The 13194-nt window shown below is 62.0% G+C and carries 15 protein-coding genes and 1 pseudogene; 8 read left to right on the top strand and 8 right to left on the bottom strand.

Annotation, left to right across the window (positions count from 1 at the left end; translation table 11 throughout):
• Positions 1–69: 69 nt before the first annotated feature.
• Positions 70–264, bottom strand: coding sequence for a hypothetical protein (locus tag BN4346_RS42180; RefSeq protein ID WP_067975910.1), 195 nt, complete (start codon positions 262–264; stop codon positions 70–72).
• Positions 265–658: 394 nt separating this feature from the next.
• Between BN4346_RS42180 and BN4346_RS42175 the strand changes: the two genes are divergently transcribed.
• The gene (locus BN4346_RS42175; protein WP_154677653.1) at positions 659–2047 is read left to right on the top strand and encodes a hypothetical protein; all 1389 of its coding nucleotides are present in this window, start codon (positions 659–661) and stop codon (positions 2045–2047) included.
• Positions 2047–2706 carry a hypothetical protein gene (locus BN4346_RS42170; protein WP_067975852.1) on the top strand — a complete coding sequence of 220 codons (660 nt, stop codon included), beginning with the start codon at positions 2047–2049 and terminating at the stop codon, positions 2704–2706. The genes BN4346_RS42175 and BN4346_RS42170 overlap by 1 nt, the downstream gene beginning before the upstream one ends.
• A gap of 650 nt (positions 2707–3356) precedes the next feature.
• On the opposite strand, the gene BN4346_RS42165 is transcribed toward BN4346_RS42170, so the two are convergent.
• The gene (locus BN4346_RS42165) at positions 3357–4079 is read right to left on the bottom strand and encodes a ParA family protein (RefSeq protein WP_067975849.1); all 723 of its coding nucleotides are present in this window, start codon (positions 4077–4079) and stop codon (positions 3357–3359) included.
• 258 nt (positions 4080–4337) lie between these two features.
• Here BN4346_RS42165 and BN4346_RS42160 point away from each other — a divergent pair, with 258 nt between their 5' ends.
• The 6 genes and pseudogenes from BN4346_RS42160 (at position 4338) to BN4346_RS42145 (ending at position 9039) form a co-directional block, all read left to right on the top strand.
• A complete protein-coding gene (locus BN4346_RS42160; protein ID WP_067975846.1) occupies positions 4338–4907 on the top strand; it encodes a hypothetical protein in 570 nt (189 codons plus the stop codon).
• A 303-nt stretch (positions 4908–5210) separates the two neighbouring features.
• A pseudogene (locus BN4346_RS49215) lies at positions 5211–5417 on the top strand (ISL3 family transposase); the annotation flags it as partial.
• A gap of 29 nt (positions 5418–5446) precedes the next feature.
• Positions 5447–5917, top strand: coding sequence for a recombinase family protein (locus tag BN4346_RS42155; RefSeq protein WP_407695117.1), 471 nt, complete (start codon positions 5447–5449; stop codon positions 5915–5917).
• An 846-nt stretch (positions 5918–6763) separates the two neighbouring features.
• Positions 6764–7312: a hypothetical protein gene (locus BN4346_RS47850; protein ID WP_154677652.1), complete on the top strand. Its 549-nt coding sequence runs from the start codon at positions 6764–6766 to the stop codon at positions 7310–7312.
• Positions 7313–7763: 451 nt separating this feature from the next.
• Positions 7764–8294 carry a hypothetical protein gene (locus tag BN4346_RS42150; RefSeq protein WP_154677651.1) on the top strand — a complete coding sequence of 177 codons (531 nt, stop codon included), beginning with the start codon at positions 7764–7766 and terminating at the stop codon, positions 8292–8294.
• A 184-nt stretch (positions 8295–8478) separates the two neighbouring features.
• Positions 8479–9039, top strand: a complete 561-nt coding sequence (locus BN4346_RS42145; protein ID WP_067975909.1) for a recombinase family protein — start codon at positions 8479–8481, stop codon at positions 9037–9039.
• 25 nt (positions 9040–9064) lie between these two features.
• Here the strand turns inward: BN4346_RS42145 and BN4346_RS47845 are convergent, their stop codons facing one another.
• The 6 genes from BN4346_RS47845 to BN4346_RS47830 form a co-directional block, all read right to left on the bottom strand.
• A complete protein-coding gene (locus BN4346_RS47845) occupies positions 9065–9232 on the bottom strand; it encodes a hypothetical protein (protein WP_154677650.1) in 168 nt (55 codons plus the stop codon).
• A 216-nt stretch (positions 9233–9448) separates the two neighbouring features.
• On the bottom strand, positions 9449–10126 hold the full coding sequence (locus tag BN4346_RS42140) for a GH25 family lysozyme (protein ID WP_067975839.1): 678 nt from the start codon (positions 10124–10126) through the stop codon (positions 9449–9451).
• Positions 10127–10427: 301 nt separating this feature from the next.
• Complete coding sequence (locus BN4346_RS42135; protein ID WP_078058798.1) at positions 10428–11678, bottom strand: ISL3 family transposase; 1251 nt, start codon at positions 11676–11678, stop codon at positions 10428–10430.
• A gap of 132 nt (positions 11679–11810) precedes the next feature.
• Positions 11811–12497, bottom strand: coding sequence for a hypothetical protein (locus BN4346_RS47840; RefSeq protein WP_154677649.1), 687 nt, complete (start codon positions 12495–12497; stop codon positions 11811–11813).
• Between the two features lie 19 nt (positions 12498–12516).
• Positions 12517–12756: a hypothetical protein gene (locus BN4346_RS47835; RefSeq protein WP_154677648.1), complete on the bottom strand. Its 240-nt coding sequence runs from the start codon at positions 12754–12756 to the stop codon at positions 12517–12519.
• 2 nt (positions 12757–12758) lie between these two features.
• On the bottom strand, positions 12759–13013 hold the full coding sequence (locus BN4346_RS47830) for a hypothetical protein (RefSeq protein WP_154677647.1): 255 nt from the start codon (positions 13011–13013) through the stop codon (positions 12759–12761).
• Between the last annotated feature and the right edge of the window lie 181 nt (positions 13014–13194).

The following is a 13194-nucleotide window of genomic DNA, read 5'->3' as shown; positions in this document are numbered from 1 at the left end:
TTCCCGCCGGGGCTTTCGTCGTTTATGGAGCTGTCACGTCTGCCCAGGGTCTAGCGCCCGGGCTGCTGCTCACATCGCTAGCGGCAACGCCTCCCCTGTCTCGCGGACTAGGTCCGGCCGGCCGACTGCGGCCGCTATGAGGTCAGCCGCTAACTGGCTGACAGACGAAGCGCGCTCTGCGGCGAGCTGGCGCAGTTCGGCGTAAACCTCGGTGTGCACCCGCGTCTTGATCTGCTCGCGCGGGCCTTTGTGTGGCTGAGCCATGTCGCCCATCATGTCGGCAGTACCAGGTACGGCAGGCTTCGACACGCCGCGGCTCCGTGATGTTTTTGTGACCGATCGAACCGCGCGGCTCGCCTGCGGCCGGGTTCGAGCACACCGGGGTTCGTTGGTTCTGCCTTGTCGGTTATTGCTGAGATAATGGCTGGGCGAGGTTGCATTACCCCGGTAAATGTGATGTCGATCACGGTTGGTCGTTTTGGGTGTTTGTGGCGGCCTGTGTGTAGGGGCCCTGCATGGAGCGGGCCGCTCCAACGAGGAGGACCGCCTGATGGAAGAGTGCCACGCCGTTGGCGATGAGACTGAGTGTGAGCCGGTGAATTCACCACCCCACCGTGAGGCCTTGCGGTCGCCAGCCGCGTTGCCGGGGATGAGTTCGGTGGCCGATCAGTTAATCGGGAGAGCCGGGGTGGCGGGGGCGGGGATGAAGTTCGATTTCTTGGTCGGCTCCCCCGCGCTGCGCTCGGTCATGGATGCGGCGATGACCTCAGCTAGCGAGACGGTGTCAAGCATCTCGAAGTTGATCGGCGGCGACCGCTTGACGCAGGTGGGGGCTGCTGATGCAGCGTTCAAGCTGACGGACTTGTGGGCCACCCAGCCGGGTCGGGCGTGGGGCGAGCTACACGGCAGTCCGGGGTTGGGTGCGAAGTTGGCGGCCGAGGCGTCGGCCCGAGCAAGGGAGGCTAGAAGCAACCTGGGTATCGGTGCGCCGGGCCTGGGCTCGTACATCGCCGGGTCAGCGACCCCGGCGTGGAAGGCCCTGCAGCCGCCGTTATCGGATCTGGCGAAATCTTTCCTGCCTGCCGGTCCGCAGTCCTCGGTGGTGTCGGCCTTAACCGCCGGTCTCTCCGGGAAAGGGCTGGCTGACCTGCATCTCGGTTCGTTCGCCGGGCTGGATGTCGGTTCACTGCCGCGGTTTTCCTTGACCGATCACCTGCAGAACGGCAAAGTGCCGGGGTTTTCCAACGATGAGTGGCCATCGTGGTCGAAGCGGTTGGGCGCCAGCGTATTTGATGGAGTGACCTCGGCCGTGCATTCGCAGGGGTTGTCGTCGTGGATACAGACCACGCACCGGGCCGCAATGGATGCCCTGTGGCGGGCACCGGAACAGTCGATCGCCACGATGCTGCAGTCCTTCTCAGTCCTGGCTGATCATGGGGTGGCCTGGGGTTGGCAAGGACTTCGGACGGCGCTACGGGCCCGGCGTGCGGTGCTCCGCGGCGACGTCGCCGCGGTGGTGCGCTTCTTGAAAGAGGTCTTGGGGTTTAAGCGGACCCCGGCGACCTTGGTCGACGCGGCGTCGGCGGTGCTCCTGGAGGAGGCAGCCTGGCTACCAGGGGAATTAGAAGTCGATGAGGACGTGTGCCCTCGGATTCGACAGCTGACCATCCGGGAGCACCGGAACTTTCGACTGATAGGCGAGACCGAGTTGTGTGGCCGGTCGGTGGACTCGCTGGACCGGAAAGTGAAGCTCTCCCAGGATGAGCCCCTCGGGGTCTCGCTCGTTGATGTGGTGCCGGCGCCTCCCCTGCCGGCGGGCGTAGACGACCTCAGCGATCCCCGGCTGGTGTGGCTCATTAGCAGGCTGACGGAACGTGAGCGCAAAATCCTCCGGATGAAAGCCCAAGAGGGCCGCACCTGGGCGGATGCGGCGGTGTCGTGCGGTGAGGCCCCTAAGGCGGGCGAAGATCTTCGCCGGAAGGTCAAGCGGCTGGGCAGGACTGCCGAGGGCACGGTGTCGGTGGTGTCCACCAGGGCGGTCAGCTGATGGCTTACCGGCCGCCCGCGCATCCGGTTCTGGACCGCGCATATGCCAACACCGCTGGCGCGGTGGCCTACCTCGATGAGACATTTGATGACGGACAACACGGCAGGAGCCGGTTCTACGTGTTCACCGCGGTGGTGGTGGAGCGGGCCGAAATGCCGCTGCTACGTCAGGAACTCCGCGACATCGCCGGCGGGACGTTCTGGCACACCACCGACGAGCTGCGCACTGAGGAGGGCCGAAAGAAGGCCTCCGCGATGCTCAACTTCCTTGGCGAAGGTGCCGAGATCTGCGTGATCGCGCATCACTCCCGCATCGACGACGACGATCTGGAAGAAGCGCGGCGGGCCTGTCTGCGAGGCCTGGCGTCAACACTGTCGATCGGGGCCGCCCCGCTACGCGGGTCGATCGACCTGATGGTGCTCGAAGAGCGCAACCCGAGAAACCGCAGCAATCTCGACCGCAAGAACATCTCGGCGATGAGGGCAGAAGGCTTGGTGCACAGGTCCATGCAGGCTGTGTTGACCTCCCCAAGGTACGAGCACCTGTTGTGGTTGCCGGACTTGGTGTCTTCGGCTTATCGCGGGACGCTTACCCGGGCCGACAATTCGCTGTTCTCGCTGATCCAACAGCGGGTGCACGTCATCGATCCGATGCACTAAGTCGCCACCTCGGACACCCACCTGGCCTCATAAATAGAGCAACCCCTGGGGGCCGTAGCTATCACCAGGGGCCAGACCAGCTGTCAGGACGAATCCCGAGCGCCGATTCCTTGCTCGCAGCTAGGTTAACACCTATTTAGGTCGGAATCATCCCCGTTTACAGGGTCGCCGCTCACATCTATGCCTCTATCGGGCTACAGCGCTATGCCGTTATGGCGCTGTAACGCTAGGCGCGCTTTCGGCCTGGTCCGCTGTGTCTGGCGGCGCTGCGCTGAAGTTCCGCGACCACTGCGGCGGCGTCGAGTTGTTCGGCCAGTCGGTTTAGGGCTAGTCGAACGACTGCGCTACGTGTGGCGTCAACACGCGGTCTGACACTGCGCGCGGCGGTTCGCACGGTCTCCAGGTACGTGTCGGTGGGTTCGTCGAGGTATATCGACGCCTTGGTGAGGCCCGTACTTGCAGTAGCGGCGGTCGAAGGCTCCGGTGTCGATACGGGTGGCGGTTTTGCCTTCGGTGTAGAAGCTGGCGGCGACTCCGGTACTGCTGCGGGCATCTCAACCGGGGTTCGGCGCGGTTGATGCCGCGGAGGTGGCACCGCCCGTCTGGAGGTGGTCGCCTTGGCGCGCATCGCGGTCAGTGAGTCGAGTCCGTCACTCATGGACGTACCCCTTCACGAAGGCCGCCAGGTCGGTCAGCGCGCCGGCAACCTTCTGTAACGATTTCGCCGGCGGCGCCTCGGCGGTGATCGCGATGCGCCGCTTGCGAGTTCCTACGTGCAGTGCGTTTGGTATCGGCGGAGCTACCTGGACCGGGGTCTCGGCGATGATGGAGCGCAGGCGTTGGATCTCGGCGGCGGGTGGCGTCGTTGGCACGAAGTTAGGCACCACAACGAGGGGGTAGTCGGCGATCTCGCGGACTAGTTCTGCTGTGGCGTCGAGTTCTGCGGTACGCAGCGCTGTGGGAGCGAGCACGATATTCGCGACGGCGAGGGCACCGTGCGCAGCTGGACTTGCTCCTGGGTGGGTATCGACGACGATCCAGTCCGTGTCCCATTCCTGCGCCCACTTCGATAGGGCATCGGCCATCGTGTCGGCATCGGGTTGGTGATCGTAAAGCTCGGGGTGACCAGGCACCAGCGCCGGCTTCTTGAAGCCCCGCATGGGGCGTGGCGCCGCGGCTCCCGGCACGAGGGCATCAAGCAGGCGCGCTCGCGGGTGGTCCTGGGGGCGGTAGCCCCACTTGGCCGTGACTCCCCCACCATCGTGCTCAAGGTCTACGAGGACCGCACCCAGCAAAAACGCCAGTTCGTAAGCCAGAAACGATTTCCCGACACCGCCCTTGCGGGAGTGGCAGACAGCAATATGTGCGCTCATGTCAGCATTATAGCGCTGTAACGCTACAGCGATCTAACTCTAGAACGCTTAGACGTTATAACGATCAGGAGTTGTAACTCTAGGGTGGCTGAGCTCCCCTCTGTAGAACGTCCCCGACCTAGAAGAGGTGACAGGCTCCTACAGAAAGGCTCCCGGATGCCCTCCTTCGATAGATCCTCCGATGACGTTGTGCACCACTGGGCGGTAGCGTCATCACGCCCTGCCAGTACAGAACATCCGTCGCCTAGGGAAAACCAAGTGTCCTACGTCGCCTGGCTCGATGAATCGGGATCGAACCAGACCGTCGACCCGGGCACGTACATCTTGAGCGCCGCCATCAGCGAGGCCCTGCACGCGGAAGCGCTGCGCGACACCATGCGCGGCCTGCTGGTACGGCGCAGCCACAAGAAGCTGCACTGGCGCGACGAGGACCCCAAGCGTCAGGAACAGATCGTCAAGACGATCGCGACGCTGCAAGTCGAGCACCTGGTCGTGGTGCGATCGGATGCGCACACCACGGCTAAGCCAGAGCGTCAGCGGCGGCTGTGCATGGAGCGGATGCTGCCGGAGTTAGTGAGCCTGGGGGTAGGTACGGCGATCGTGGAATCGCGCGGCCCCAAAGACGACCAGCGCGACCGCAAGACGCTTCAGAATCTGCGGAACAAGCGCCTGTTGACTGATCCGCTGCACATGGATCATGTCGGAGGCCCAGCAGATCCGATGCTGTGGGTTCCAGATGCCTGCTGCGGTGCCGTCACGCAGTTGCGGTGCGGCAATGGGCACTTCTACCAGCAGATCGAGTCCCGAGTGACCTTGATCGACCTCTGAGCCCAAGAAACGCGAAACCCCAGGCCCTGTCTTCCGGCAGGATCTCCTGGGGTCCACTTCCGATACTCACCGCGGTGGCATCGGCTATGCCCTGACTATAGCAAAAAATGCGGTCACCGCATACCGGTTGATGCGCCCGCCGCATATCGCATGATGCGCTTACCCGGGCCACGCCCGGCCTGAACGGTCCCTTTAACGGGCTCTTCGATCTTGACCGGGCAGGGGCCGCGTTGATGCTGGTCGGCGTGTCTTAACGGGTGAGGCCCTTGGCCTTCGGAAATCTAGGTGTTGCGAAGCATCCAGATGACGAAGGGACCAAGGGCCGTGACCGACGGTACGACATTGTTGTTCGGGCTGCCAGGACTGCGGGTGCAGCGCGTCGAGCGCCGCGACGACGGCACCCGCGTAGTGCACGTGATCACCGACGATCCGACCGCGGCGGCCTGCCCGGACTGCGGGGTCGTCTCGACATCGATCAAGGACCACCCGATCACCGCCCCCAAGGACATCCCCTACGGCCCGGACCGGATCGTGGTGTCGTGGGCCAAAACGCGGTGGCGGTGCAAAGAAGACTATTGCCAACGCAATTCGTTCACCGAGTCACCAAACTCGACCGCCTCGCCCGATCAGTGCCCGACGCCCGCGACATCGCCGACGAACTCACCACAGCCGGCGTCAAGCTCAACATCGGTGGGTCGGTCCATGATCCGACCGACCCGATCGGGCGGCTGCTGTTCACCACGCTGTCGATGATCGCCGAGTTCGAGGTCGACCTCGCCCGCGCCCGCACCCGCGAGGGCATGGCCATCGCCCGCGCCAAAGGTCGGCTACGCGGCAAACAACCCAAACTCAACCCCCGCCAAGAAGCCCACCTGGTCGAGCTGTACCACGCCCGCGCCCACACCATCAGCGACCTCGAAGAGCTGTTCGCCGTGACCCGCTCAACGATCTACCGCGCGATACAACGAGCCGCAGCCAAGCCAGCAACCACCAAGGTCAACAAAATCTAAGGTGCGAGGAACTAGATGGAGGTCGACAGCAGGCGGTTCGGACCGCACCAAAGCTCGTTCGCCCCAGAAAACCCGGAACTCGTTACTCGGTTCTTAGCAACGACACGGACGCAAGCGCTGTACCTATTATCGTTGTTGTCTACCGTCGTCCGTAATTGTCCAGCCCATGGTGCTCGAGAGGGGAAATGTATGACCCAGGCAGCAGGTGCAGCAGCGGCCACTCGTGCGGCAGAAGGTGGCGCACCGCCCAGCATTTCGGTCCGCTCCGGATCAGCCGCAGCGGTTGGAAACATTATAAACGCGGCAATTCAGGTTTTTAACGCCCATAAATCGACTCACATACCGGGCACTCTAAATGTAGAGGCAAGAACGACTATTACTGGTGGGTCAGTTCCGTTTATGACAATGGTGGTAATTCTGTATAAAAACGACGGTATCACGTCGATCAGTTTACCATTTATTGGGGCTGGTACCCGTCTTCAGGGAAACGCCGCCACGTTGTGCATATTTGGACCTGCCGCAAACTATCACGGTTCTGCTGGAGCCTTTGTGATATTTCCACCTGGCTATGTCACTCCCGTCGGCTTGATAGGTAATACCGGCGCTGTTTCAAACATTAATTGTGCACTACCCCCTGCGTGACCTCAGCTTGCCAACCGTCGCTTGCGAATGGAGTTTACAATGACACACCCACCTAGTCAGTGGATAACGGAACAGCTGCACTCTTTCGATGATCACGATGTCGGGTCGCTAGTCCCTCCTGTGTTCGACGCGTACGCTCGAATATTCCACCCCGCCATACGTGTTGAGCCCGACGGGACAGCTGAGCCGTGTGCGTGGAACGAGGTGGCGAAATTTAATGGCCGTGTCGTGCATCCGTCGATGGAATGGGGATCACTGCTAGGGACGTGGGGCACTAACTACAGGGGCGTGTTACATTATCAAATTCCCGACAGAGGAACACTTACGGACGCTACAGCGAAAGAGCTGGCACGCGTCCTGAGTAAGTTTACGAAGTCCAATTCCATAGTCTACGCATTGTGGGACGGGTATGGCGCCGAGGTTCAAAATGCTGATGTTATTGATTTACCGGAGCGTCGGATGCTTGCTATTGAAAAGCCGATCGATGCTGTGGCCAACCCATTTGAATTGGAACTGGCACGTACAGCAAATCTGTGGTGGCCGATCGATAATGCATGGTGCGTGGCGACGGAAATAGACCTGCTGTCGACATACGTTGGCGGCAGTCATGACTGCATTCAGGCGCTCATTGAAAGTAGTACGTTGGAGGGAATGCCCGTCAAGGCAAACCAGAAAATAACATGGGATGCGGATACGATCAACCCGCTGCCGGAGCATCCACTAACGCATCATGTGCATAATGTAGGATTTTGAACGGAGATATTGATCGTTTCATAGATTTAAATCCCGCGATCGGTTATGATTTGGGCGCAGCCTGTCCATCCGCGGGATAATCGGCTTGTGATGCGCTGGAAACGATAGGATTTAGAGCGGTTTGAGCCCGCTGCATATGATGTGGCGTGGGTGGAAGCTGGCTGACACCATCCGACCGCCACAGCGCTGCTACCTTCGAGCCAGGGGCTTCACACAGCCGTCACGATCCTATGGGGCCGGCCCATGAGGGGACCAGATCCGCTCCGGACCCCGTTGATGCTGGGCGCGACGAGAGGGGATCGCCGAGTCCGCCAGGAGGTACTCGTTTGAAGCCGGCTCCGATGATCAGTAGCTTTGAGGTTCCACAACGGCTCATCTGGTGAGTTAGCACCGAGAATCGATGGGGCCGGGCAGCGGGAGGTACGGGCACATGGGCTACAACAGGCGTTGGATGACGATCAGCGTGAGTGCCGCTGGGGGTTTCGCCGCCGCGATCTTCGGCATGGGTACGGCCCTCGCTGACGGTTCGGACGTGACCGACCTCGACCTGATCAGCTCCGCATCCGCCAACGCGATCGAGGCATTCAGCATCATCTCCAAAACGAGTGGAGACGCCCCCCTCGATACAAGTCGGTACGCGAGCGACTTCACCCAACTGGAGGGAATTGAAAGACCGCTGCTGACATCCGACAACGAGACGTTCTCCGGCTTAGGGCACCTACTTTTCGACGGACCGGATCAGCAGCTAAGCCAGACCAGTGAGGCTTTCCTTTCCGCCGCGCAGGAGTACGCCGCCGACCCCTCACTCAGCAACGAGCTTGCCGCAGCCACGACCAGCTTCCAAATGGACGGCGCGGTCCTATTCGACGCCCTCCCATCCCTGGTGGTCGGCAAGATCGTGGATCAGATTTTTGACCTTGGCGGCTTCGACGCCGGAAACGCCGGGGCGGACCTAGCCTCCGCCTTCGATCTACCCTTCTGATCCCCACCGCGACCTCACCCGCCTACCCCGCGGGGTTGTCACTTCCCGAAAGCGCTCGGTTTCGGGATGGCCTAGCTGCATCGGTGCCGGCGGCCGAATCTGCTGGTCGCCCGGTCCCGGATGGTTGTCTCGCAATAGGATTCCCGCAACGGGTCTGTCGGTTCCTTCTGGGATGGTGGCGCTCATGTTGATCGGATACGCCCGCGTCTCGACGGCGGACCAAAGCCCTGACCTTCAACTCGACGCGCTCGCCGCTGCGGGGGCGGTAAAGGTCTACACCGATCGCGGTGTCTCCGGGGCGCTGTCGCATCGCCTGGAGCTGGACCGCTGCCTGGAGCACCTTCGCGCAGGGGACACCCTGGTGGTGTGGCGCCTGGACCGGCTGGCCCGGTCCCTGCGGAACCTGCTGGAGTTGGTGGAGTCGTTGAGCCAGAGGGGAATTCACCTGCGATCGTTGACGGAGTCGATCGACACCGGCAGTGCCTCGGGTCGGTTGGTGCTGTCGGTGTTCGGCGCCCTGGCGGAGTTCGAGCGCAGCCTGGTCGTGGAACGCACCCAGGCCGGCCTTGCCGCGGCGAAAGCCCGCGGCACGAGGCTCGGCCGCCGCCCGAGCCTGTCCGACAGCCAGCTTGACCAGGCCCGCACCCTGGTCGCCGCCGGCCACCGCGTCGAGGAAGTCGCCCGCACCCTCGGTGTTGGACGCTCCACCTTGTACCGGGCACTGAGCCAGACGGCTGCCGCGTGATGGGCTCGATTCACCCGGTCTGGCGTCAGCGGCGGCCCCGGTGTGTGGTGACTGCGACGGTCACACTGGACTGCCACGACCCGCCGGCCACCGGTGGTGGTGTGGGGCGGGCACCGGCGAGTTGACCACCGAGTTCCTGAATGCCGCCGGCCGTCTTGTGCAGGCCGACCGGGTTGACCCGCAGCGGTTCCACACCGAGCAGTGTAAAGACACCGGCCCCACAGCCCCAAGGTTGCGCGCCACTCGGTGAGGTCCACAGCAACTGGCCACCGGGTGGTCTGTGTGCGATCCGGTGTACTGCGGCACGGCGAGCCGTGGTGGGAACCGGGTGAGGTTTGCTGACAAGCCCGGAATCTACCCCCATATTGTCCGGAATAGGGCCGGAGCCCGATGGCATGGTGACCAGCGCTTATAGCGCAACAGGTCCGTTCGGTGTGGGCGTACGGGTGGGTGTGGTGGTTCCGAACAGGACTCGGAGGTCGGCGCCTTGGTAGGCGTTGCAGTCGACGTTGCGTCCGGCGATGAGGGCTTGGTTGGTGAATTGCCAGGCGGCTGGGGTAGCACCGCCGTACGGTGCCCAGCCTGTTCCACCGTTGCCGCCGGAGTCGGCATAGATAGTGGAGGCGTAGCCGCCGCCGTCGGGGTAACCGGAGGACACCAGGTAGGAGGCCAGCCCTGCGAGCGTGCCCCCTCCCTGTTGTTGCCAGTACCAGTGGGGGTAGTAGCCCAGCTGCACGGTGACGCCGGCGGTGTTGAACGCATCAACGACGGCGGTCAGGTTGGCCAGATCGCCACCGCTGGCTTCCCAGTCCAGCATGGCGACCGGCCCGCCGTTGTTGGCCGTCCAGGTCCGGGCTTGGGCGGCTGCGTTGTCGGTGGTGACGTAGTGGTAGCCGATGACGGGCAGATTGTTGTTCCGGCACCACTGCTGCACGGCTGGCCAGTAGGGGTCTTCGTAGTAGCTGCCTTCGGAGACTTTGTGGCAGATGCCGCTAAAGCCTTCGGGCACAAGCTGTTCGAGGAAATTGATGGCGTCTTGGGTCGATGACCAGTTGTTGTTACTGCAATCGGGGTAGAACAGCGTCACGGCCGGTGCCAATGGTCAGTGTGGGCAAGGCATCTGGTGATTCGTATCAGCCCATCATGGTCGCGGCACACCTCCCAGCGCAGCCCACCCTCGGTCTCGACCGCGGTGGCAACCGCGCCAGCTTGGCGTCGAATTTCCCCGGCCCGCGTAGGGCGACCGTGTTTATTCATCGGAGCCCTATAATTCCATCATCTAACTGTTTGTTGGCCAGTGTGCAGCCGGATCGACAGTGCCGCTGACGGTGGGAACATTGACTATTTCAACAACGAATGGATCTCCTGACGTTTCCGTGGGTCGGGTTTCATGCTGCGCGGCCGGGCAGTGGCGGGCATAGGCCGCCGCGGGTGAGCATGGCCATGCCGATCAGCGCCTCGGGGCTGTGAAACCCGTAGGAACGCTTGGTCAATGCCCGCAGGTGGGTGTTCGTGGCCTCTGACCGAGCATTCGACAGGCCATGATCGAGAGTGTTCAGGACCAGCTGGCGGTACCGCTCGATGGTGGCCGCGACCTTGACAAATTCGGGGATGCGGGAGTGTTTGGCCCACGACAACCATCCGGCCAGCAGCTTGCGTCCATCATCGCCTTTGACCCGAAGCAGTTCCCGGAGTTGCTCTTTGAGGAGATACGCCCGATACAGCGTCTTGTTGGTCCCTTGGATGGTCGCCAGGCTGGTGCGCTGCTCACCGGACAGGTCGGCGGGATTCTTGCGCACCGCCCACATGGCGTGCCGATCCCGAGTGCCGGCGACCGCGTTGGTGCGGACCCGGACCTTGTCGAGGGCTTTCATCGCCCAGACCACGATATGAAATGGATCCAGGCAAATCACGGCGGCCGGGCAGCGTTCGGCGACCACCGCGTGGATCCACTCGGCGCCATCACAGCTCACATGGGTCAACGCCGCGGCCCCCTGGTCGCCGAGCTCGTCGAAGAACCGGCCCAGGGTGTCCTTGTTGCGGCCTTCGGCGGCCCACACCAGCCGGCCGCTGGTGTGGTCGATGACGCAGGTCAAATACCGGTGGCCTTTGCGGTAGGCGATCTCGTCAATGCCGATGCGGGTCAACCCGGCCAGCAGGTCGTTGGTGTCGCGGCCATCGGCGACAACCCGCCCGACGATCGCGGCGATGGTGCGCCAGGCCACCCGCAAATACATTGCCACCACGCTCATCGCGGCGTGCGCGGTCAGCCACGCGCAGGTGTCCTCGAACAGGTAGCTGTGTTTGGCGCCCGGCCGCGCCCACGGCACATCGGCGACCACCACCCCATGCTCTCGGCATTCCACCCGCGGCGCGTATGCCTGCAGGTAGCACTTGGTGGTGCCCACGTCCAGGGTCCGCCAGCGGCGCGGCTCGTCGGCGACGTCATAGCCCGGGCAGCGGGCCTTGCACCGCGAGCAGCGGCGGGCCGCGGCGGCCTTGGGGCGCACGCTCAATACCAGCACCTCACTGGCCACCAGCTGCCCGTGCTGCCGCCGGGTCTCGACCTGCAGATCAACGCTCTCGACCACCATGTTTGGGCTACCGAGCCCGGATGCGAATACCCTGGACATGCGCAACGCCGTGCCACCTTCTTCCGTCTTGAACCCGTAACAGTCCAAAACGTAAGCAGGACATGGCGTTGCGCCCCAAATTCCCAGGTCACAGACCCACTACAACGTCACAAGAGCCCAACGAATCACTAGGAAAATTTAGAAACCGAAATCAGGCAGCAAATTGCTTGGATCGACCGCTTCAGCAGCTCCCGACGGGTCGATCCCGAGCCAATCATCAAACAGTTCTGTTGCACTGTTCCAAGCGCCACTGTCGCCTTTGAACGCAGCAGCGAATAGATCGTTGAGCAGTGCGCCGTCCTCCGGAGAGGCTAGCTCGACGCCGCCGACCTCAACCGGGCCAGTAGCATCCGGATTAAACAATGGTAAAGGATGGTCAGGGGTGCTAGCAGTCTGCAGCAAGTCAATTACTTCCTTGCCGTTTAGTGAGGGAACCAGCAGAGCAGTTGTACTAGATGAATCAGCCCCGCTGCCAGTTTGGACAAGTGCGGTCTCAAGCCCCGGTAGCCACGAGTCGCCGATAAATAAATTATCTGGCGTGAATAACGTTGACGTAGGCGTGACAAACTGGTCATTGGATCCAATACTGCTTATAGGTGCATCTGATGTGGTCCAAGTACCTTCTATCGGCGCGGTTCCGAAGCCTAGTGAATCGGAAGGGTCCGACAGCGTAGCACTCCCAGACGAATCGTCACCTCCATCTTGCGTTACGGTCCAACCGTTGATCTCGCCAACGCCGTTGTCGGCGAGAGCTGCACCAGTACCGAGGGCCGCAAAGCCACCTACCAGCACAATGCCGACACCGACCCTGCGGATAACTACCATTGCTTGAATGCCCCCCGCCTTATAGCAAATGACTCAGGGAGTCAAATACACATTCACCAGCTTCGACAACAGCGTCGCCGAAGGCTGCCCCCAACGCCGGCGCTTGCACTTTCAGATCGGTTATCAACTCCGTAACGAATGCTTGTGCATCCGCATCAATGGTTCCGACGAGTGATTTAAACTGACCACTCAAGCTATTGAATGCGACAGAAAGCTGCGGAGGGATTGAATTTTGGGTTATCACTACCGGACTGGTCATGTCTACGCCGCCTCTTCTCCGAAGTCGATTATAAGGTTTACGAGTGTACAAATTCCCGAGATCGCCGGACCGACGAACGGGGCAAGTGCTACTATCACTCCTGCGGTGAAATTTGCGGCGGTCGCAATGTCTTTAGGGGTTACGTTCTGGCTTATTGACCCTTGGAGGCCCGCCAACGCGTTGGTTAGAGAATTTAATACATTCACTATATCGGTTATTTCGTCTGGAGTCAGTGTGATTTCGGATGCGGTTGCCATACATCGATAATAGTAAACCTCAATTTTTCATGGTGGGTCGGGTGCTCCCGTGAGGTCTGCTGGTGGGCGTGGTTTTCGGTCGCAGGGGAGGTGTCGGCGCCGCGTGTCGTGCGGTGGCGCCGGGTTCCTTGGTCCCGGTGGGTGTTACTCCTTCCGTGGGTTGCGGGGACGGGGGCGGGGT

This window comes from Mycolicibacter icosiumassiliensis, assembly GCF_900078685.2.
Lineage (GTDB): Bacteria > Actinomycetota > Actinomycetes > Mycobacteriales > Mycobacteriaceae > Mycobacterium > Mycobacterium icosiumassiliensis.
The sequence above is the reverse complement of the archived record's forward strand: the minus strand, read 5'-3'. Positions and strand labels throughout refer to the sequence as shown.